Annotated in this window: 19 protein-coding genes; 9 read left to right on the top strand and 10 right to left on the bottom strand. The window is 62.4% G+C overall.

Translation table 11 applies throughout. The features are described 5' to 3' along the window. The first annotated feature begins 42 nt into the window (after positions 1–42). From sucD to serA, 3 genes are all read left to right on the top strand, one after another. A complete protein-coding gene (sucD, locus tag ACFCU0_RS00385; protein ID WP_434971669.1) occupies positions 43–912 on the top strand; it encodes a succinate--CoA ligase subunit alpha in 870 nt (289 codons plus the stop codon). 165 nt (positions 913–1077) lie between these two features. Next, on the top strand, positions 1078–1662 hold the full coding sequence (gene yihA / locus ACFCU0_RS00380) for a ribosome biogenesis GTP-binding protein YihA/YsxC (RefSeq protein ID WP_434971668.1): 585 nt from the start codon (positions 1078–1080) through the stop codon (positions 1660–1662). Between the two features lie 147 nt (positions 1663–1809). Beyond that, positions 1810–3402 (top strand): phosphoglycerate dehydrogenase, encoded by a 1593-nt coding sequence (serA, locus tag ACFCU0_RS00375; protein WP_434971667.1) that lies wholly within the window; start codon positions 1810–1812, stop codon positions 3400–3402. Positions 3403–3493: 91 nt separating this feature from the next. On the opposite strand, the gene ACFCU0_RS00370 is transcribed toward serA, so the two are convergent. Next, positions 3494–4486: a YpdA family putative bacillithiol disulfide reductase gene (locus ACFCU0_RS00370; protein WP_434971666.1), complete on the bottom strand. Its 993-nt coding sequence runs from the start codon at positions 4484–4486 to the stop codon at positions 3494–3496. 336 nt (positions 4487–4822) lie between these two features. Here ACFCU0_RS00370 and ACFCU0_RS00365 point away from each other — a divergent pair, with 336 nt between their 5' ends. Beyond that, complete coding sequence (locus ACFCU0_RS00365) at positions 4823–5800, top strand: hypothetical protein (protein ID WP_434971665.1); 978 nt, start codon at positions 4823–4825, stop codon at positions 5798–5800. A gap of 34 nt (positions 5801–5834) precedes the next feature. Here the strand turns inward: ACFCU0_RS00365 and ACFCU0_RS00360 are convergent, their stop codons facing one another. The 6 genes from ACFCU0_RS00360 to truA form a co-directional block, all read right to left on the bottom strand. Next, complete coding sequence (locus tag ACFCU0_RS00360; RefSeq protein WP_434971664.1) at positions 5835–7337, bottom strand: GAF domain-containing sensor histidine kinase; 1503 nt, start codon at positions 7335–7337, stop codon at positions 5835–5837. Between the two features lie 509 nt (positions 7338–7846). After that, the gene (locus ACFCU0_RS00355; protein WP_434971663.1) at positions 7847–8386 is read right to left on the bottom strand and encodes a DUF411 domain-containing protein; all 540 of its coding nucleotides are present in this window, start codon (positions 8384–8386) and stop codon (positions 7847–7849) included. A gap of 72 nt (positions 8387–8458) precedes the next feature. Further along, positions 8459–8944, bottom strand: coding sequence for a tRNA adenosine(34) deaminase TadA (tadA, locus tag ACFCU0_RS00350; protein ID WP_434971662.1), 486 nt, complete (start codon positions 8942–8944; stop codon positions 8459–8461). A gap of 123 nt (positions 8945–9067) precedes the next feature. After that, positions 9068–10342 (bottom strand): arginine deiminase family protein, encoded by a 1275-nt coding sequence (locus tag ACFCU0_RS00345; RefSeq protein ID WP_434971661.1) that lies wholly within the window; start codon positions 10340–10342, stop codon positions 9068–9070. A gap of 273 nt (positions 10343–10615) precedes the next feature. Further along, a complete protein-coding gene (locus ACFCU0_RS00340) occupies positions 10616–10798 on the bottom strand; it encodes a hypothetical protein (RefSeq protein ID WP_434971660.1) in 183 nt (60 codons plus the stop codon). Positions 10799–10878: 80 nt separating this feature from the next. Beyond that, positions 10879–11664: a tRNA pseudouridine(38-40) synthase TruA gene (gene truA, locus ACFCU0_RS00335; RefSeq protein WP_434971659.1), complete on the bottom strand. Its 786-nt coding sequence runs from the start codon at positions 11662–11664 to the stop codon at positions 10879–10881. A gap of 41 nt (positions 11665–11705) precedes the next feature. Between truA and ACFCU0_RS00330 the strand changes: the two genes are divergently transcribed. Then, a complete protein-coding gene (locus ACFCU0_RS00330) occupies positions 11706–12254 on the top strand; it encodes a shikimate kinase (RefSeq protein WP_434971658.1) in 549 nt (182 codons plus the stop codon). A 153-nt stretch (positions 12255–12407) separates the two neighbouring features. Here the strand turns inward: ACFCU0_RS00330 and radC are convergent, their stop codons facing one another. Both radC and rho read right to left on the bottom strand, forming a co-directional pair. Further along, positions 12408–13211 (bottom strand): RadC family protein, encoded by an 804-nt coding sequence (gene radC, locus ACFCU0_RS00325; RefSeq protein WP_434971657.1) that lies wholly within the window; start codon positions 13209–13211, stop codon positions 12408–12410. A gap of 298 nt (positions 13212–13509) precedes the next feature. Further along, positions 13510–14622, bottom strand: a complete 1113-nt coding sequence (rho, locus tag ACFCU0_RS00320) for a transcription termination factor Rho (protein ID WP_434971656.1) — start codon at positions 14620–14622, stop codon at positions 13510–13512. Between the two features lie 1048 nt (positions 14623–15670). Here rho and ACFCU0_RS00315 point away from each other — a divergent pair. From ACFCU0_RS00315 to ACFCU0_RS00300, 4 genes are all read left to right on the top strand, one after another. Further along, positions 15671–16492 (top strand): alpha/beta fold hydrolase, encoded by an 822-nt coding sequence (locus ACFCU0_RS00315; protein ID WP_434971655.1) that lies wholly within the window; start codon positions 15671–15673, stop codon positions 16490–16492. 58 nt (positions 16493–16550) lie between these two features. Then, a complete protein-coding gene (locus tag ACFCU0_RS00310; protein WP_434971654.1) occupies positions 16551–18182 on the top strand; it encodes a UDP-N-acetylmuramoyl-tripeptide--D-alanyl-D-alanine ligase in 1632 nt (543 codons plus the stop codon). A 187-nt stretch (positions 18183–18369) separates the two neighbouring features. Further along, positions 18370–18966, top strand: a complete 597-nt coding sequence (locus tag ACFCU0_RS00305; protein ID WP_434971653.1) for a ribonuclease HII — start codon at positions 18370–18372, stop codon at positions 18964–18966. A gap of 77 nt (positions 18967–19043) precedes the next feature. Further along, entirely contained in the window at positions 19044–20093 is a 1050-nt protein-coding gene (locus tag ACFCU0_RS00300; protein ID WP_434971652.1) for a hypothetical protein, read from the top strand. An 89-nt stretch (positions 20094–20182) separates the two neighbouring features. Here ACFCU0_RS00300 and ACFCU0_RS00295 read toward each other — a convergent pair. Then, on the bottom strand, positions 20183–20512 hold a 330-nt coding region (locus ACFCU0_RS00295; protein ID WP_434971651.1), incomplete at its 5' end, for an SDR family NAD(P)-dependent oxidoreductase.

Below are 20512 nucleotides of genomic sequence, written 5' to 3'. Positions count from 1 at the left end.
CATCGAGCACGACACGCCAACTCAAAGCAGCCTCGTCTACGCATGAGCATTCTGGTCAACAAGGACACCCGCCTGGTGGTGCAGGGCTTTACCGGCTCGGAGGGCACCTTTCACGCCGAGCAGATGATCGAGTACGGTACGAACGTCGTGGCCGGCGTTACGCCCGGAAAGGGCGGTACGACGCATCTCGATCGCCCCGTCTTCAACACCGTCGAGGAAGCCGTTGAGCAGGAAGGCGCCAACACCTCCATCATCTTTGTGCCGCCGCCGTTCGCGGCCGACGCCATCCAGGAAGCGGCCGAAGCGGGGATCGAGGTGATCATTTGCATCACCGAAGGCATCCCGGTGAAAGACATGAAGCCGACCTACCACTACGTCCAGAAGCAGGGCGCTCACCTGATCGGCCCGAACTGCCCCGGCGTCATCACGCCCGGCGAAGCGAAGATCGGCATCATGCCCGCCATGATCTTTGAACCCGGAAACATCGGCGTGATCTCCCGCTCGGGAACGCTCACGTACGAAGCGGTCGACCAGCTCACCCGCGCCGGGTACGGCCAGAGCACGGCTGTCGGAATCGGAGGCGACCCGGTGATCGGAACGCGCTTTATCGACGTCCTCAAGCTTTTTGAAGCCGACGCGGACACGGACGCCGTGGTCCTGATCGGTGAAATTGGCGGATCGGCGGAGGAGGAGGCCGCGGCCTTCATCAAGGATCACATGACCAAGCCTGTCTTCGGCTTCATTGCGGGTCAGACGGCCCCTCCCGGGCGCCGCATGGGCCACGCCGGCGCCATTGTGTCCGGTGGATCGGGCACGGCCGAGGCGAAGTTCGCCGCACTTGAAGAGGCGGGCGCAACGGTCGTCAAGAACCCGGCTCTCATCGGCGAAACGGTCAAAGAAACGATCGGGTAGGCCAACCGGCGGAGAACGTTTGCCCGCCGCCCAGCCGACCCTGCAAGACTGCGGCGCCGCGTCTCCGGAAACGGAAGCGCGGCGCTTTTTTATCGGCTCGCTTCCGTATATCGGATCGGGCGCACGTCCATTTCGCCTTTCGCCCTTAGCCCTTCGCATTGAGTCATGTTTGACCGAGCAGAATTTACGAAAGGAGTCGTCGAATGGAAGCACCTGCCGCGCGACGGCCGTCCGGAGATCGCCTTCGTTGGTCGGTCGAACGTCGGGAAGAGCTCGTTGCTCAATTCGATCATCGGCCGGAAAAAGCTCGCGTACGTCAGCAAGCGTCCCGGGAAGACGACCGAGTTCAACTTTTTCCTGATCGACGGCAAATACTACTTCGTGGACCTCCCGGGGTACGGCTACGCACGGGTGTCGAAGTCGATGCGGGAGAAATGGGCGGCTCTGATCGAACGGTACCTGAACCAGCGGAAGCCGCTTCGTGCGGTGGTGCACCTCATCGATAGCCGGCACCCACCGATGGCGCAGGATGAGGACCTGATTGACTTCATGCGGGGCAGTGACGTGCCGTATCTGATCGCCCTCACGAAAGCCGACAAGCTCTCGGGAAATCAGCGGTTTCAAACCGTTCAACGGCTGGACAAGCGACTTGCGGATGTGGGTCGTTCCGTCCCGATCGTCCTTACCTCGTCGAAATCAGGACGGGGAATCAAAGAACTGCGCGGATGGCTGCGCGACTTCCTGGGATAGCCGAGCCGCACGTGGCCAGCGATTCTGTGGAGGACGTGTTCAGACTTGGCGGTTTTTTTACGGCGTGTGTCCTGCGATCGATGCCGGTGGTGCCTTCATTATCAATGAGCGTTTCCTTCTCTCTTTAACGAACTCTGCGCCCGGTATATGTCCCACACAGTTCTGATTACGGATCCCGTCGATCCGGTATGCACAGAGATGCTAGAGGCTCAGGGATTTGAAGTGGACCTGCTCCTTGATTATGACGATGCAACTCTCCGTGAGCATGTTCGGTCGGCGAATGGCTGGATCGTCCGAAGTGGGACGACGGTGACGGCCGAACTGATCGACCTCGCTGACGACCTGAAGGTGATCGGCCGGGCGGGCGTTGGTGTCGACAACATCGACCTTGATGCGGCGACGCGCAAGGGTGTTCTCGTGTGTAATGCGCCGGACGGAAACACGATTTCCACGGCCGAGCACACGACGGCCATGATGCAAGCGCTCGCGCGCACCATCCCGCAGGCGAACCGGTCGCTTCGCGACGGCAAATGGGAGCGGAAGAAGTTCTCCGGTGCTGAATTGCACAGCAAAACGCTCGGCATCGTGGGCGTAGGCAAAGTAGGACGGGCGGTCGCCGAACGCATGCAAGGGTTCGGCATGACGCTCCTCGGGTTTGATCCGCTCGTTTCGGAGGACGTTGCCGCCCGCCACGACGTGACGCTCGTGGATCTGGACACGCTTATGGAGAAGAGCGACTTCATCACCATTCACACCCCGATGAACGACGAAACGCGGGGGTTGCTGGACGCGGAAGCGTTCGACCGGTGCAAGGACGGCGTCCGCATTGTAAACTGCGCCCGCGGCGGAATTGTCGACGAGATGGCCCTGCTCGACGCTGTCAAATCAGGCAAGGTGGCTGGGGCAGCACTCGACGTCTACTCTCAGGAACCGCCGCCGGAGGAGCTTACGGAGTTGATTCAGCACCCCGACGTGGTCGCCACGCCCCACATTGCCGCAACCACCGGGGCGGCACAGGAGAAGGTCGCGCAGCAGATCACCGAGCAGGTGATTAACGGGCTCATGGACGAACCGGTGACCACCCCGGTGAACGGTATGGCGATCCGGATGGCGGCACAGCCGGAGGTGCAGACCTACCTCGAGCTTGCCGACCGGCTGGGCCAGATCGCCTACCAGCTCATGGAGGGCAATGCGCAGAGCCTGACGGTCCGATGCCGCGGTGAGGTGCCGCGCCGGTACGCGGAGGTGCTCTCGGTTGCCGCGCTACGCGGGGTCCTGAATCAGTGGGCGGATGAGCCGGTCAACTTCATCAATGCGCCCGTCCTGGCCGGCGACATGGGCCTTCGGTTCAGCGAAACCCGCGAGGCCGAGCACGGGAGCTACACCAATCTGATCGAGGTGGAGGTGGAGGCAGGCGACGAAACCCACGTGGTCGCCGGTACCATCTTCCACGGGACCGACTTGCGCGTCGTCCGGATCGACACGTACGAGCTCGAAGCCAAGCCGGAAGGGGAGATGATCCTGTACCGGAACGTCGACCGACCCGGTATGCTGGCGACGGTCGGCGAGCTTCTGGCAAAGGCGAACGTCAACATCGGCGCACTGGCTCTCGGGCGGAAAGCGCGCGGGGAGATGGCGCTGACGGCGGTCAGCGTAGACGACGACGTCCCCCCGGCCGTCCTGGAGGAAATCGCGGGGATCGACGGGGTCGAAGGTGTGCGATCTGTCAAGATCCGGTAGCGGAACCGGCCGGTTGTAACGTGCGAAAGGGGCATCGTCCGTCGGACGGTGCCCCCTTTCTCCTGTGCTCTCGAGCGAATACAAGAGCGTCCTACGACGCCTCGATCGTTTCCTTGTGGTTGAGGCGCGCGGACGCGTGGTCCATGATCTTCTCAGCGTGAAACCGGCCGTTCTCGATGAACCATCGCGACGTGTTGCATCCGCCGCAGATGGTGCCCGCCAGGTAAAGGCCCGGGCGATTCGTCTCAAACGTTTCTCCTTCCTCGTCGTGGACGGGAGTCCGGGCCTCGTCGTCTTCCACGTCAATGCCGAAGGACTCCAGCAGCGCGTAGTTCGGGCGGTAGCCCGTCATAGCGAGAACGAAGTCGTTGTCGATCTCCTCCGCGCCGTCCGCCGTGTCGATCACGAGGGTGTCCGGCGTGACGGCAGAGACCTCGCTGTTGAAGTAGGCCTGAATGCTACCTTCCTCGATTCGGTTTTCGATATCCGGCTTCAGCCAGTACTTTACCGTGTCGTCGATGCCGTTGTTGCGGACGACCATGGTAACGTTCGCCTGATGCCGGAAGCAGGCGAGAGCGGCCTTCACGGCCGAGTTGGCCGCGCCGACAATGGCTACGTCCGTCAGGGCGAACGGATACGGCTCCTTGAAGTAGTGCCGTACCTTGTCCAGGTCTTCGCCCGGCACGTCCATCCGGTTCGGAATGTCGTAGAAACCCGTCGCGACGACCACCTTGCGGGCGGTGTATTCGCCCTTCTCGGTGACGACCGTGAAGTCTCCATCCACACCGTGAATCGTGGAGACGGCCTCATAGAGTGAGATATCCAGGTTTTCCGCTGTGGCCACGCGGCGATAGTAGTCCAGCGCCTCCTCCCGCCGCGGCTTGTAGGCCCGTGTGGAGAATGGATAACCGCCAATCTCGAGTCGTTCCGGAGTGGAGAAAAACTCCATCCGCGTCGGGTACCCGATAAACGAATTGCAGAGCGCACCTTTATCGAAGATGCGAGCGTCAAGGCCGCGTCGCTTTGCCTCAATGCCGCAGGCAAGTCCGACCGGGCCGGCACCGATAATAATGACGTCCGTCATAAGGGAAACCGTCGTGTCCAGTAGATTCACCACATGAACCGTTCGGCGAACGGGTCAGTTTCCCTGCACCTCCGTCTGCGCGTGAACGTCTCGCAATCTGTTTAATGCGGGATGGAACCAAACTCCACCGGGAGGTGCCTTCAATCCGGACAGCGTGCCCATCCGATGGCTTCCGTTTCATGAATCTCACGGATGATGCCGGGCTTCAGCGGAGGAGTCATCCAAAAGATGATGTCTCTTTCCTCACGGGTTGTGTGATTGGGAGCGTACTTCCGCAGGAATCCCGTGTCTGATGGCACGCCCCCACCCGCCTGCGCCCCGACAAGACCCCTTCGGATGATGAGAATCGCCTTACCGTTTGCTGTACCCGTCGCCTGTCTGGTCGGCCTGATCGTGGCACCGGTCTACGCCGATATGCTGGGCGTCGCGATCTTTGCGTCAGCATTGACGCTGGCGCTCGCGTTTCCGGCCATGTACTCGACCGCACCGGCGTCGTTCGGCTTGCCGTCGATCGAGGGTGTGAGCTGGCCCCATGTCCTGTGGCGCCTGGGCCTTGCCTCCGAGGCCGCGCTGGTGACGTGGACGTTCGTCAGTCTCGCCATGCTGGTCATCGTACCGGAAGAAGCGGAGAGCTGGAGCATCCATCTCGGCCTGTCTATGATCATCCTGATGATGTGGACGCCGCTGCTTCTCTTCTTGAAGCCGGAGGCGCGACCGGCCGCAACTCAGCCGGAGGAGCCGCAGCCCGACGACAAGGACCTGCGGCAGGACTTCGTGCCGGAAGAGCGGCAGAATATTCGCCGTCGGAAAGCGGCTGGCACTGCACCGGACGCCGACGACGACCAAGCCCAGTGGTCGTTCGGGGATGATTCCGGGGACGGGTCGAACCGCGGCGAGACGGTGCCGGAGATGAACCCGAACCGGAAGCAGACGCAGACAAACACGGGTACGTCTGCCTCAGACGCACCGGAGGCCGATAACATCTGGACGCAGTGGCCGGACGACGAACCAGAGGAGACCGCTGCACCGTCGCACCAGACCTCGGACCAGGACTCGGAGGCTCGGTCTCTCTGGTCCTTTTCTGACGACGATGACGCCTTTGGTCGGTCCGACGAGGCGCCCGATCCGAAACGTGAGGCCCGCGTGGCAGCAGACGTCGCACGGACCTCCTGGGAGGAAGAAGAGGACGACGACGAAGCGATGGCCTGGGATATCCTCGATACCATTCTCGAAGAGGAGGAAGAAACCGGCCGGTCTGAAACGGAATCCTCGTGGGAGCCGGACGAGTGGCCCGACTTTAACTACGACGTGTAAACGGCGGCGGGATAGGGATCCTCGGCCGGACCCGTCAGTCTTCCAGGACAGCCGGCAGGTGGATGTGAAAGCACGTCCCGAGACCTTCCTTCGTGTGGACGTGAATCGCACCGTCCATCGCATGGACGAGATCGCTGGTGATCGCCAGGCCCAACCCGACGCCGCTTGACGATCCCTCATTGTCCGAACTGGCGCGCTGTGGGCCGCGGGTGTACGGGTCGAACAGGGTGTCCACCAGATCGGCCGGAATGCCGGGGCCGTTGTCCGCAATCTCGATTAAGATGCTGGGGGCATCAATGTGCGTCGTCTCGCTCGACGAATCGGGTGCACCCGGCCCTCGCGCCGGTAAACTACGAAGATTTGGTGCGAGCGCCACGTCGTCGGCATCGGATACACCGTCGCCCGAGACGTCGAGCGTGTCGGTCGCGTCGTTCTCCCCGCCGCGGGATTCCGGAAGTCGGAGACAGACCTGGACTTTGTCGTCCGGATCCGTGTGCTTGATCGCGTTGCCGATCAGGTTGTCGAGCACCCGCGTCAGCGCGCTGCTGTCGGCACGTGCGAACAGCGGAGCGTCCGGTAGCCTCATCGAGAGCCGGTCGATATCGGACTCTGACAGGATTTCGATGCCCTCGCAGGCTTCCCTCACCACCTCAAGGACGTTGACGGGCTCCAGTTCGAGTTCGAAACGGCCGGAACGCAGTTCGGCCAGCTCAAGCAGGGACGTGATAAGCATGTTCATCCGCGTGCCCGCCGTGCGGATCTTCGTCGTGTAGTCCGTGTCCGCCGCCGATGCATTCGGCTGATCGAGGACGCGCTCGAGAAGGTCGTTGAAGAGCAGAATTTGCGTTAACGGCGTGCGCAGGTCGTGGGTAATGCCGGCGAAGAACTGGGACATCGCTTCCTTCGCCGACTCTGCGTTGTTGCGCGCCTCGCGAAGCTCGCGCTCGCGCTGCTCCCCACGTTTCAGTTCACGCCGCAACTCGAGCTCATCCATGACGACCTGTGCGAGGTCGACGAGGTGTTGCATCTTCACGTCGGACACGGGCGCATCGTGGGGATTCGTGTCCAGTACGCAGATCGAACCGATGATCTGTCCGTCGTCCGTGATCAGGGGGGCGCCTGCGTAGAATCGAATGCCGGGCGTCGCCGTCACGAGCGGATTGTCGGCGAATCGTTCGTCCTGCGTTGCGTCCTCCACGACGAGCGTGTCCCGTGCCGAAAACGCATGGCTGCAGAAGGACGTCTCGAGCGGGCACACTCTACCGTCGATGCCGATGGCCGCCTTGAACCAGAGATAATCGTCGTTTATCAGAGAGATGAAGGCGGACGGCGTCTGAAACAGGTGCGCCGCGAGTTCGGCAATACGGTCGAACGCGTGCTCTGGAGCCGGGTCCAGGCCGGCGACGACCGGCTCGGTGCCGAGCTTGTCCGGCAGTTGGTCACCGGCAGACGCGAACACGATGTTTGGCGGGGCGTCCTGGCCGTTGGTATTGTCTCGGGGATTCCCGCCAAAAGGCGTAGACGAATCGGCAATCATCGGTAGGCGGATCAGGTGAGTATCGACAGACAACCGTCGGCATGAACTGCACGATATCATCGCGCAGCGCCGTGCGAACTCCCGGTTCTATCGCCGAACGAGTAGAGCCGATCGACAGCGGCGTCGGTTCGGTGAAAAGCGAGGTGGGGCCCTCCGGGGTCGGGAAGGCAGTAGAAAGGGCGGTGCGACACATCGAGGCATGCCGATGCCGGTAGAGCCGGCCCGTGGCGGGACGCGCCCGCAACGGGATGGGACGGAACGACGAATGCTGCGGTGCAGAAGGGCGCGGCAGCCGCCGGGAACGGTCAGATACGCGGAGAACGCCTTGATCTCCCTGCAGCGCTTTCACCTGCACCGGAAGGATTTTCCCGGCACCACAGATGCAAGATCGTTACATGCGCGGCTAATGTCAACTGTGCCGGGCAGAAGACGGGTGAATCACACGCCGTTCCGCCGGGCACGGGGTTGACGAGACCCGTTCGACCCGCGAGCGCAGGTCTGGCCGTGGTTTACTGGTTTTGATGGTAGGAGGCAAAGACGCCGGCGGAACCGTCCGTACGGAAGACCACCACGTCGTACGGGTCATACCGATCTCCCCGTTCCATGCCGGGCGAACCGATCGGCATGCCTGGCACGCTCAGACCGCGCACGTCTGGCTTGATCGCGAGAAGACGTTTGACCTGCTCCGCGGGGACATGACCCTCCACAACGTAATCACCGATCACACCGGTGTGGCAGGACGACAGGCGCTGGGGCACGCCGAGTTCCGCTTTCTTCTGCTGAAGCTGTTCAGTGTTTATCTTTTCAACCGTGAACCCGTGCTCTCGCAGGTGCTTCACCCAATCGATGCAGCAGCCGCAGGTTGGGCTGGAGTACACCGTCATGGCCGGAGCAGACGCCGCGATTCCGTCCGGAAGGTCGGTAGCCTGTGTGCCGGAAGCGACGTTTTCCGGTTGCAAGAACGTGTAGAGAAGAATGCCGGCTGCGGCGAGGACGATGCCCGCTGCAAAGACTTTGAGATAGGTGGAGGGAGAATAAAACGTCGCCATCGCGTCGTAGGGACGTGGATAAAGAGGGATCAGATGTAGAAACGCGCACGCGTGACGCGTGCTCCCGGCGCGTTATTCAGTGCCGGTCGATTCTCGTTTCTGCCGGAAGAAGTCCCGGAGAATGCCGCCGGACCGTTCACTTTCGAGACCGGAGACGACCTCGACCTGATGATTCAGGCGGTCGTCCTGGACGATGTTGAAGAGCGTGGATGTCGCGCCCGCTTTTTCATCGAAGGCGCCGAAGACCAGCCGTTTGAGGCGGGCATGAACGATGGCGCCGGCGCACATCGGACACGGTTCGAGGGTAACGTAGAGCGTGCAGTCGGTGAGCCGTTTCTCGCCGAGTGTGTCGCAGGCGGCCGTGATAGCGATGATCTCGGCATGGGCCGTCGGGTCGTTCAACTGCTCGACCATGTTGTGCCCACGTCCGATAATCTGGTTGTCCTTCACCACGACCGCTCCGACGGGCACCTCGTCCGCATCGTACGCCCGCTCCGCCTCCCGAAACGCTTTCTGCATCCACTTGCGGTCCGGTTCCATCATTCGATCGAGCGACATCCGAGGCTATAGACAGAGGAGTGGAGGAAAACTGCAGACGCAGAGGGGAGGGCGTCGACCCCACTGGACCGGGGGACACCCTGATTCGGGAATCGCCGGAAACGGCGAAGGGTAGCCGCTTGGTCATTCGCCGGTACTCCGGGCCACGGGAAGCGTCATGCAACGAGGACCGCCGCGCCCGCGCGAGAGCTCCGTTCCGGCGAGCTGGATCGCCAGTTTTTCCGACCCCGGTGTATAATCCGAGTGCTCGTAGTAGGACAGAAAGCTTTCTGCGGTTACAACCCGGTACCCATGTTCGCGAAGGCCTTCGAAGGTACGCCGGTTTCGTTCGTACCCGATGATCGCACCGGGTCCGGCGGCAAACACGTTTGCACCGTCGGTCCACTGTTCTCGTTCCTGCTGCAGGCGGTCGGCACCGCCGCAGTTGATAAACGTGATGTCTCGCTGAAGTAGCTCCTCGAGGGCATGACGGAAGCTGAGCCGCATGTCCGTGACGAACTTTCCTGTCGTGCCGGAGGCGGTCAGATGGACGCAGTAGCCGAAGTCTTCGTTATCGATCACGGGCGGAAACACCACGCATTCGTCGGGCGCGGCGAAGGTAAAGACCGTGTCCAGGTGCATCATCGCGCGGATCTTCGGTAGGTCAACGGCCAGGACGTTTTCGACGGGCGTGGACTCGAAGAGCTCATGCGCAATAGCCATGATCGCGCCAAACGAGGTTCGCTCCGAATGCCCGATGAGAACCGTCTCGGGGGACGCCACGAGGAGGTCGCCGCCCTCGAAGGTGACGCCTTTTGGCAGCTTGATGATGTTGTCTCGGACTTCCTCGAACCGCGCGTGGTGATGCAGCACGACGTGAATGATGATGCTTTCCCGCGTTCGCGCCGACGTGGCGGCGTGGCTCAAGATGATGCGGTCATGCACTACGGCGGCCAGGTCCCGGGTGAACATCAGGTTCGGGACGGGGAGGGTCATCACCGGAAGGTCGCTTTCCCCGGTGAGAGCAAATCGGTGGAGCTCCTCCGGAGAAAGGCGTTTCAGGTCGTCTTCGACGGCCTGCAGATTGGCTTCGGGAAGGGAGCGGCAGAGCCGTTCCACGAAGTCATGGCGCGCGTCTTCCGACTGAAACGCTTCCAGCAGCAGCTCTCCCACCTGTAGGACGGCGTCCGAGCGGCCAACGATCTTCTCGAACACCGCGCACATTAGGAGGTGCTCCTTCTTCGCGTGGCCGACGAACAGGATGTCGTCGAACAGCAGTTCCAGCCGGTTGCTTGGCGAGACCATTTCCATCTCGTGGCCCGGCGTGTGTACGATCACCTGGCGCAACAGATCGGCCTCGGACGTGACACTGAGTGTGCTGGAATCGGAGCGGGGCGGTGTAGCGGCGTCAACAGGCACAGACAGGGGGAGCTAATGAAGAGGTCATTACGGGCCGTCGCCACAAACTATGGATGTGACAGCAGTGGGTGTACGAAGCGTCGGGCAGGTTGCTCCGAAACCGCTTCCAGTACCGGAGGCAGGCTCGTGTTTGGGGCGATCAGTACGTAACGTCGTCAATGACCGACGGAATCACCAGCCGGTGGTGGGACCGTAGGATGGATTCGGGAAGTATCCGCATCGGCACGATCACGGCGTTTCGTTGAAGCCGACCGCGTGCCGGACGGGCCCCGTTCATCCGAAACATCGATCAACGATGCGGACAATGACAAAGGCGAGGAGCACGAGTACGAGAATGTCCAGACCGATGCCGAGGAGGGCAAACACAACGTTCGCGACGGCACCGACGGCGCTCAGTCCAATCAGAACGAGAAGGCCGAGGATGATCCAGCGTAGGAGGGGAGGAAGGTCGGACATGACGGATGCGGTTGGGTTCGGGCAGGTGGAAGAGGACCGCCGTTGCTTCAACCGAAAGACGTACACGTCCGCCCGGTAGGTTACAGCTGTATATCGTGGGGGGGATCTCCGTTCGGGTCGTCCGTGTCGCCTGCGTATCCGACGTCTTCCAGAACGAGGCCCTCCGGCGGCATGGACGGGCCCGCTTCGCGGCGGTCCCGGGTGCTGATAAGCCGCGGCAGGTCATCGGTCGGGCGCTGCTCCCGACCGATCTCCACGAGCGTGCCGACCACGGCACGGACCATCCCGTGGAGAAACCGATTTCCCTCGATTTCGAAACGCCAGAACCCGCGTCGGTCTTCCTCGATCCACCGGGCTTCGGTGAGGGTGCACACGCGGTTCTCCGTATCCGATTGGGTGATGCAGAACGCCCCGAAATGCTGCTCCCCGAGCAAGTCGGGCGCTGCTCGATTCATGCGATCGAAGTCCGGGATGGGGCGAACCAGCGTTCGGGTGAATCGGTCGAGGGCGCAGGGCTGCGTATGGACGTAGTAGTGGTACCGGCGACGCCGAGCGTCGTACCTCGCGTGGAAATCGTCGTGGGTTTGCTCGACGCGGCGAACCGCGATGGCGTCCGGCGTCAGGCCGTTCAGAGAGGCGCGAAGTCGGAATGCATCCGTCCCCTCTGGAAGGTCGACGTGAGCGACTTGTCCCCTTGCGTGCACGCCGGCGTCCGTTCGTCCCGAGCCCGTGACCCGGATGTCGTCAGAAAAGACGGTCATCAGCGCCTCCTCAAGGGCTCCCTGAATCGTTGCGACGTCGGGCTGGATCTGCCAGCCGTGGAACTCCGTTCCGTCGTATTCGATGAGGAGTCGAAAGCGAGGCATGGGGAAACGTGTCCGGTACGAACGAGAGAGCACAAAGCGCAATGCGCATTTATCTTTCCGGTTTCATGGCCAGTGGCAAATCGACCGTGGGCCCGCTCCTGGCAAGGCGGCGCGACATGGCATTTGTGGACCTGGACGACGCTATCGAGGCAGAGGCGGACCGGGGCATCCCCGACATCTTCGCGGTCGAGGGCGAGCTTGGCTTTCGTCAGCGGGAGACGCGTGCGATCTGGGATACGGCGGACCGAGAGGACCTGGTCGTCGCGCTTGGAGGCGGCGCCTTGGTGAGCCCGGAGAACCGCGAGTGGGCGAAGGAGCATGGTCTGGTCGTGACGCTTCAGGTCGATGCCGACACCATCCTCGATCGGGTGGCCGGAGAGGCGGATCACCGGCCCTTGCTGCAGGACGAGAACGGCCGTCCCCTCGAGCGAACGGCCATGCGTCGACGCATCGAGCGCATGCTATCCGAGCGTCGGGCAGCGTACGAACAGGCGCATGCTGTCGTAAAGGCCGACCGCGATCCAGAGGAGGTGGCTACCATTATCGATGAGATCGCCACCGTCTGGTCCCACCGTGGCGACCTCGTGTAGCCCGGGTTCAAGCACCCGTCATCTCCGCGAGACCGGCCGGCCCGACATGCACGTCCCAGCGATCGGGAGTGTATGGGAGGCGCCCTTCTCCATCGTTTCTCGCCTCTCGAATTACCCTCAGCATTTAGCATTCCGCCCTTCGCCCTGCCTCTTTTAGCCGGAGATTACTCCGCGAGAGGCCAGCGACGTAAACCCAGACCCTGCGATGATGATATGGTCTTGTACCGGAATGCCCATCAGGCTGCCCGCGTCGACGAGCTGACGCGTGATACGGACGTCTTCTCGGCTGGGCTCCAGGTTGCCCGACGGGTGGTTGTGTAGACAGATAACCGAAGCAGCGTTGTCGAGAATGGCCTGCTCGAAGACTGCGCGTGGTTCCACAATACTGGCGGCGATCCCCCCTTCGCTGACGGTGTAGTCGTTCAAGATGACGTTTGCCGTGTTGAGGTGAACGACCTTGAAGATTTCCTTCTTGAGGTCGCGCATGAGGGGGCCGTACACGGCGGCCACGTCGCCGGGTGACGTGACCTGGATCCGTTCGCCGGGTTCCTGCGATGCGGCCCGGCGTCCCATTTCGAACCCGGCCATGAGGGTCGACGCCTTCGCCGGGCCGATCCCGGGGACGCGGGTGAGTTCCTTCAGGGGGCGCCGGGATACAGCGCGGAGGGAGCCAAAGGCGTTGAGAACGGCACGACCTAGCTGTACGGCGGACATTGGCCCGTCGCTCGTTCGGGTTCCGGTGCCGAGGAGAAGGGCGAGCAGTTCAGCGTTTGAGAGCACGGAGGGGCCCTGCTTCATCAGTTTCTCGCGGGGACGATCGTCCGGGTCCCATGCATGGATGGGCGTGTACGCCAGCGCGGCGAGCGGCTCGTTCGTCGACGACTCTTCACGCGGAGGGGCCGCGTCGTCCGGATCTGCGGAACGAGGCGCATCGGATGGCGAGGAAGTGTCGGGCATGGAAGAACGGTGGGACGGAACCGGAATTCGGTACGGGATCGAGCGGAGCGGGAGGTCCCGGCTCTTCTGGCGGTACTGGCGCGTCCACGCGGGCGGCAGTGCATGGGCAGCCAGTACATCATGGGCATCCAGTACATACAAGACCCGTGGCGTTCCGATGTCATAACACGCACATCATAACGGCATGAACGGGACTGGCGGCCCGGCTACGATTGGCGGCCCATAAAAAAGCGGCCCAGCCGAATAGCTGGACCGCCGGATACTGCCGAGGCGACGTGTCAGGGGCGGGGCACGCCGGTTACTCCGGCACGAACTCGTTCAGGAAGTGCAGGTTGGTCGGGCTGTTTCGAAGGTGCCTCAGCAGCGCCTGCATGGCGTCGACCGGCGAGCGCGAGTTCAGCGCACGGAAGAGCTTGTTGTGCTTCTGAATCCGTGCCTCGCCGAGGAGTCGCTCCTCATTCCGGGTGCCGCTTTCCCGCAGGTTGATCGCCGGGTAAATGCGCTTGTCCGCCATCTCCCGATCGAGGACGATCTCCGAGTTACCGGTGCCTTTGAACTCCTCGAAGATCACGTCATCCATTCGGCTTCCCGTTTCGATGAGCGCCGTCGCGATGATCGTGAGCGATCCGCCCTCTTCAATATTCCGCGCCGCACCGAAGATCTGTCGCGGTACTTTCAGGGCTTTCGCGTCGAGACCGCCGGAGAGGGTGCGTCCACTCCCGTCAATCGCCAAGTTGAACGTTCGGCCCAGGCGGGTGAGCGAGTCGAGCAGCATCACGACGTCTTTGCCGAGCTCAACGAGACGCTTGGCGTACTCGTGCGCAAGCGTCGACACACGAACGTGATTGTCTTCGCCCCGATCATTGGAGGAGGCGAACACCTGTGCGTTCGTGGTCCGGCGGAAGTCGGTGACCTCTTCCGGGCGTTCGTCAACCAGGAGGGCGACGAGCTCGACGTCTTCATGGTTCTGCGAGATGCCGGCTGCCATTTTCTTCAGCAGAACGGTTTTCCCCGCCCGCGGGGGAGCCACGATGAGAGCGCGCTGTCCCTTGCCGATCGGTGCCACCAGGTCGACCACGCGCATAGAGACATCATCCGCCCCGGTAATCAGGTTGAGCTTTTCCTCCGGGTAAATGATCGACCCGTGATCGAAGTCCTTCTTCTGCGCCCATTCTTTCGGGGGAATGCCCATCACGGTGTCGATCCATCCGACCTGCATGCCACCCTTACGACCGGGTTTTAGCGATCCTTCAATGAGGACGCCATCCCGCAGGTTAAATTTGCGGATGAGCGGCGGCGGCATGAACGGATCATCATCATCCTTGGGAAGATCAGGCCGCATCTCCCGCATAAAGCCGTACTTCTTGTCACCGATGAGTTCGAGGAGCCGGCGAAACGATTTATCTGACATAAGACGGAAAGAAGGTGATTGATCGACTCAGCAGCCGAGGGCGCTGGACCTGCGGACGTGCCATTCGTTCACCACGTATGCATCCCGAGTCAAAATCGAGAGCGGTGTAAACGTGCGGTACATTCCGGGCCGAGACGCCGGCCGCCGATGTGCTACGGGTGTAAGATCGAGAGTGAAGGTCTGCTTGAGACGTCGGATGACCGGCCTTGTCGCCGGCGTGTGTAGATCTGGTCTGCGGACGTCTGACGAGAAACGGGGGGCGGCGTCGCGTCCGTGCGGAAGGCAAACCGGTGCTGTTGCACGGTACATTCTTCCAGCTGCGAACGCCGGAATGACGCGTTGCGTGCGTCGGCTACGTCGGCGGAAAACAGAACAGGCAGCCGGTAAAGCTGTGGGCCGTGCGACCCCGTTCGCGGCGCACCCAATCCTGCCAATACTGCAATCCTGCCAGCACTGTGCAATCCTGCCAGCACTGGTTGCGTGGTCCCATTCGGGTCGCCGATAGAGCGAACACGCGAGGTCGCGGGATGTCCGGTCGGGGCGCGTCAGGCGGATGCAAGGGGCCCTCAGGTACGACGCTTCCCGGGCGTTGCCGCCGGCGACCGGGACAAACATCCCGTAACGGGAAATCCGGTCAACGCGCGACTGCATGCGCGACATATCCCATCCAGGCGCAAGACGATAACACAAGTGCGACGTGTCGTCATCGGGCCCGCGATAGGCCTGAAACGCATATCACCACATCAGGCGACCGCGGATGCGCAGGGGTACAGGCCGATGCGAAAGCACCGGCGAGGGATGAACCTCGGGGGACTCGTTTCCACGAACCACCGGGCGTTGATACGGAGGATACAACGTGGAACGGAGATCGTCAACGCCTGGCCCTGCCGATCTTGGACCGATGCGGAGAGCGTGCGCCGAGACGTGCGGACATGTATCGGCACTGGCGACTGACGATGAGTTACAATGCGCTGGAACGCTACCCTGACAGGATGGTTTCCCGAACGATCTTTTTCGCCGTGCCTTCCGCCCCTGCTTCGACTCCCCTGTGACGTACACCGATCTGCACATTGATGTCCGCGGCCCGGTCGATGGTCCCCCGGTGGTTCTGCTGCACGGCTGGGGGAGCCACGCTCGGAATATGCAGCCTGTGGCGGATGCTCTGTCGGATCGCTACCGAACGCATACGGTCGACCTGCCCGGCCACGGAGAATCCCCGCCTCCGCCGTCTCCGTGGGGGGTCCCAGAGCATGCAGACCTGATTCTGGACTATGTGACGGAGCAGATCGGGCAGGCCGTGACGATCTTCGGCCATTCCAATGGCGGCCGGATCGGTCTTTTCATGGCGGCGACGGACCCATACACAGACGTGGTTGCCCGACTGGTGCTCGTGAGCCCGTCCGGAATGACGCCGGAACGGTCGTGGTCGACCCGGGCGAAAGCGATGCTGGCAAAGGTGCTGAAAGCCCCCATCACCGCACTGCCCTCCCCGATTCGCGAACCCGCGGAGGACTGGCTCCGGCATACCATCGTCTGGCGTGCCCTCGGCTCGTCCGACTACAATCAGGCCTCCGGCGTCATGCGTGAAACGTTCGTCAAGACGGTTACACACACGCTCGACGGCCCCGTGCACCGCATCGATGTCCCCACACTTATCTTCTGGGGAACGGAGGACACGGCAATCACGCGCAGGCAGATCGACGCGCTGGAGCAGGCGCTGTCGGACTGCGGCGTCGTCCCGCTCGAAGGTGCCGGGCATTACGGATACCTCGACGAACCGGCGACGGTAATTTCCGCGACGCGGCATTTTCTGGATAATCCCCAGGCTCGCATCGAGGACGACGAGACGGCCGGTTCTACGGCCGGCTGACCCGGTAGATCGCCGACCGTCTGTTCGCCTCCCTGTCCCTTTCTGTCATCTGGTGCGCATGACCGTCCTGCTGTTCACGCTTGGTTTGCTGGCTACCCTGTTTGCCGGATGGCGCCTGATGCGCCGCGTTCGGTTCTTTCTGCACGTCTTCCAGCTGGAAACCTACAAGCTAGACCGGTTCTCACGGTGGTGTGCCGGTCACGTCACGGACGCGGTGGTGCGTCTCTCCCATGTGGCAGGGGTCGTCATCCTGCTCGCGGCGGCCGCGGGGTTTGCCTTTTTCTCGGCGGTAGGGGTCGCCGCCGGTGCATTTCTGATGTGGACGTTCGCGTTCATTTCGTCGAAACGTTATCGGAGCACGCGGGAGAAAAAACCACTGGCATTCACAGCGCGCATGACGCGGCTGGCCGTCCCGTCGGCGCTCGTGGCCGTAATTCCCGTTGCGCTCGGCGCATGGCTCGGTGCGACGACCGGTGACTGGTCGGGTACGTTCTGGTACTTGCTCGGTCTGTTCGTCGCAGACCTCGGCGCGCCCCTCTGGGTTGCCGCCGGAGCCGGAATGATGACGCCGGTCGAACGGACCATCCAGGAAGGCTACAAGAGACAGGCACGCTCCACCCTGGAGCAGCGCTCGGACCTCCACGTTGTGGGTATCACGGGGTCGTATGGCAAGACGAGCACCAAGTTTATTCTGGCGGAACTGCTCCGGCAGAAGTTCAACGTGCTGGCCACGCCGAGCTCCTACAACACGCCGATGGGGATCTGCATCGTCGTTAATAACAAGCTGCGGCCGGAGCATCAGGTTCTCGTGCTCGAGTACGGCATTCGATATCCGGGCGACATCTCCGAGTTGACCGACATCGCCCGGCCGGACACGTCGGTCGTGACGACCATCGGGATCGCACATCTGGAGACGATGGGTTCCCAGGATGCCATCGCGCGGGAAAAAGGGACGCTGGTGGAGCATACGGTTCCAGGCGGTCCGGCGGTGCTGAATCTGGACGATCCCCGCGTGGAGGCGATGCGGGAACGAGCCGACGGCCCGATCTGGGGGATCAGCCTGGAGGACCATCCGGATGCCAAGATCACCGCATCCGGCATCACATACGACACGAAGGGGACACGTTTTACGGTGCAGGATGATACCGGCACCGAGGCGGAGTTTCAGACGAAGCTTCTCGGGCGGCACAACGTGGTCAACATCCTTCTGGCCGTTGCGGTCGGGCGGTCCATGGGGCTACGGCTGCGGGCGATGGCCCACGCAATCCGCCGGGTCGAACCCGTCGAGCATCGCCTTCAGTTACGGCAGGAGGGCGCGATCACCGTGATCGACGACGCGTTCAACTCCAATCCCGTGGGCGCGCGGAACGCCGTCGAGATCCTTGGGCGGATGAATGAAGGGCGACGCGTGATCGTGACGCCGGGGATGGTCGAGCTGGGCGAACGCCAGTGGGGAGAGAACAAGCAGCTTGGAATACACATCGCCAACAACGATCTCGATCTGGCCGTACTGGTTGGTCCCGATCAGACCGAACCGATCCGCGAAGGGCTGCGCGAGTCTGGTTACCCTGAAAACCAGACCAAAGTGTTCTCCTCGCTCTTCGACGCGCAGGCGTTTCTGCAGACCTACCTCCGCGACGGGGATATCGTGCTTTACGAAAATGACCTCCCTGACCAGCTGGAGGAGTAGGGGGGGAGGTTCAAGGTTCAAGGTTCAAGGTTCAGGGTTCAGGGTTCAAGGTTCAGGGTTCACGGCGGCCCCAAAGCGTTCGCCGACGAGAACCTACCTGCCCTCCGACCGCCCCACCCTCACGCATACAAACATACAGACCTCCAGACCTTCACACTTTCATACTTTCACACCTAAACACCCGTACATGCTCGACCACGAACGCCGTCTCTGGACGTCCGGATATCAATTTGTTGCAGGCCTTGACGAAGCGGGGCGTGGCTGCCTCGCGGGACCGGTTGTCGCCGCCGCTGTGATTTTACCGCGTGATGTTGAAATCCCCGCTATTCAGGACAGTAAGTCGCTCTCCGAAAGCAAGCGAAACGACGCCCGGAAGCAAATCGAAAACCAGGCACTGTCGGTGGAGGTGGGCATCTGTTCGCCGGAAGAGATTGATGAGATCAACATTCTGCATGCAGCCCTCGAAGCGATGCGACGAGCGACGAACAATCTTTCCCCGTCGGCGGAGTACCTCCTCGTGGACGGCAATCGATGGATTGAAAACTCCAGCTGGCCGTACGAGACCGTTGTGAAGGGTGATGCGACCAGTCAGTCGATCGCGGCTGCGTCCATTATCGCGAAGACGGAGCGGGACCGGATGATGCGAACGCTCGCCTCCGAGCACCCGGAGTACGGATGGGAATCTAACGTCGGCTACCCGACGGCGCAGCATTACGACGCCATCGAGAAACACGGCGTCACGTCCTTTCACCGCCAGAGCTTCAAGCTACAACGCTCGGCCTGACGGCGCCGTGCGTGCAACGGTCCGTACCGCCCCATCGTATATGTCCGCGCGCCGTTCGACCATTCAATGCCAGCGATATGCCGTCCCTTCCCGACATGATCGACGACGCCTGGTCGCGCGTACGACGCGAACAGGAGGGTCCCGTTCTGGAATCGCACGTGTCCGGCACATTCGCCCGGGTGATGTCGTACGTCGAGATTGCTTCAGCGCTTGTCATCGTGTTGTTCGGCGTTCTATTCGATGTCGAGTTTGTCGGATCTCCGTTCTATCTGGCAGGCGCTGCGGCAGGAGTATTGATCGCCTACGTCGTGCTGTGGGACCGCTACACCGCGGCGCGAGCCACGCAGGCACGGGCCGGACAGCGTCTGCTCCGCCTCGATGCTGAGGGGGTCACCCTGTACCCGTCCGAGGAAGTCGACCGCAAGTCGACGGTCCGGATCCCGTGGGAGTGGGTGCGCGGTGTTCGAGCGCTGGATGTGCCACAGCAGCGAGGTGCAAGCAGCCGATACGACCTCTACTGCGGGTTCGACATCCTGGCGCCCGACATGACCGAGGCGCTCGCATGGGAGCGATTCGATGAGGTGTTTTTCGTGGACGACCTGGAGGCGGAGTCAGAGACGCCGCTGCCGGATCTCCCGGCCTACGCATTGTCCGTTCTGGTCAATGTTGATTCCACCCAGCGATGGACACTCAACGGCGAGTCCCTTCCCCTTGAAAGCGGGAATCTCTACGAACAGGTGCCGGCTCTCTTTCGGCGTTTCGACGAGACGTACGGGCCCAGCGGTGCCGTACGGAGGCTGACCGGGCGATGGTGGGTGCCCCCGGAGCGCGCCGCCCACACACCGAGCGACTACATGGACGACCGTCGACGCACGTTCGACGGGGACGATCCGTGGAAGTACGTGAACGCCGCACGGTACCCGTTCGATGAAATCGCGGAAGACGAACTGGTCGGTGCTGCACGCGAGGCAAACCAGGACGCCGAGGTGCTTGCGCGTCCGTCCCGCACGTCCGAAGATGCCGAACGCCCGCCAAAGGGAGGCTCCTCGATGCAGTTCGACGATCCGCCGGACGGCCACAGGAACGCGCCGGGACGCGATGTTCGGGGTCCGGCAGACACAAAGTGATGCAGTGCCGGGCCTGCGGCGTACCGGGTCTCCGAGCGGCGTAGATAAATACCCTCCTCGGAGTCGCGGGGGCAATCTCGGCAGGTGGATCACCGGCTCGCAGCCGTCCATCCGCCATCGACAATGAGCGAGTGGCCGATGACATACGAGGCCGCCTCTGAAGCGAGCCACAGGGCCGCCTGCGCGGCTTCCCTCGGCCGCCCAACCCGTCCCGTCGCACTGTTGCTGCCGTACATCTTCCGGACCGCCTCGCGGGATTCGCCCTCGGCCGGTCCGCCCGGGGCCGTTGCGACGTCGATCGCTTTCTCGAGCATCGGGGTGTCGAAAGATCCGGGCACCAGCGCGTTGATCCGGATGCCTTGCGATGCATATTCCTGGGCGGCCGACTTGGTCAGAGCCAGCACACCGGCCTTGCAGGC

Source organism: Longibacter sp., assembly GCF_051155795.1.
Classification (GTDB): domain Bacteria; phylum Bacteroidota; class Rhodothermia; order Rhodothermales; family Salinibacteraceae; genus Longibacter.
The sequence above is the reverse complement of the archived record's forward strand: the minus strand, read 5'-3'. Positions and strand labels throughout refer to the sequence as shown.

Excerpts from the sequence above, each read along its gene's own strand:
- sucD (WP_434971669.1), top strand. The coding sequence starts at position 43 with ATGAGCATTCTGGTCAACAAGGACACCCGCCTGGTGGTGCAGGGCTTT.
- yihA (WP_434971668.1), top strand. The coding sequence starts at position 1,078 with ATGTTTGACCGAGCAGAATTTACGAAAGGAGTCGTCGAATGGAAGCAC.
- serA (WP_434971667.1), top strand. The coding sequence starts at position 1,810 with ATGTCCCACACAGTTCTGATTACGGATCCCGTCGATCCGGTATGCACA.
- ACFCU0_RS00370 (WP_434971666.1), bottom strand. The coding sequence starts at position 4,486 with ATGACGGACGTCATTATTATCGGTGCCGGCCCGGTCGGACTTGCCTGC.
- ACFCU0_RS00365 (WP_434971665.1), top strand. The coding sequence starts at position 4,823 with ATGATGAGAATCGCCTTACCGTTTGCTGTACCCGTCGCCTGTCTGGTC.
- ACFCU0_RS00360 (WP_434971664.1), bottom strand. The coding sequence starts at position 7,337 with ATGATTGCCGATTCGTCTACGCCTTTTGGCGGGAATCCCCGAGACAAT.
- ACFCU0_RS00355 (WP_434971663.1), bottom strand. The coding sequence starts at position 8,386 with ATGGCGACGTTTTATTCTCCCTCCACCTATCTCAAAGTCTTTGCAGCG.
- tadA (WP_434971662.1), bottom strand. The coding sequence starts at position 8,944 with ATGTCGCTCGATCGAATGATGGAACCGGACCGCAAGTGGATGCAGAAA.
- ACFCU0_RS00340 (WP_434971660.1), bottom strand. The coding sequence starts at position 10,798 with ATGTCCGACCTTCCTCCCCTCCTACGCTGGATCATCCTCGGCCTTCTC.
- truA (WP_434971659.1), bottom strand. The coding sequence starts at position 11,664 with ATGCCTCGCTTTCGACTCCTCATCGAATACGACGGAACGGAGTTCCAC.
- ACFCU0_RS00330 (WP_434971658.1), top strand. The coding sequence starts at position 11,706 with ATGCGCATTTATCTTTCCGGTTTCATGGCCAGTGGCAAATCGACCGTG.
- radC (WP_434971657.1), bottom strand. The coding sequence starts at position 13,211 with ATGCCCGACACTTCCTCGCCATCCGATGCGCCTCGTTCCGCAGATCCG.
- rho (WP_434971656.1), bottom strand. The coding sequence starts at position 14,622 with ATGTCAGATAAATCGTTTCGCCGGCTCCTCGAACTCATCGGTGACAAG.
- ACFCU0_RS00310 (WP_434971654.1), top strand. The coding sequence starts at position 16,551 with ATGACCGTCCTGCTGTTCACGCTTGGTTTGCTGGCTACCCTGTTTGCC.
- ACFCU0_RS00305 (WP_434971653.1), top strand. The coding sequence starts at position 18,370 with ATGCTCGACCACGAACGCCGTCTCTGGACGTCCGGATATCAATTTGTT.
- ACFCU0_RS00300 (WP_434971652.1), top strand. The coding sequence starts at position 19,044 with ATGCCGTCCCTTCCCGACATGATCGACGACGCCTGGTCGCGCGTACGA.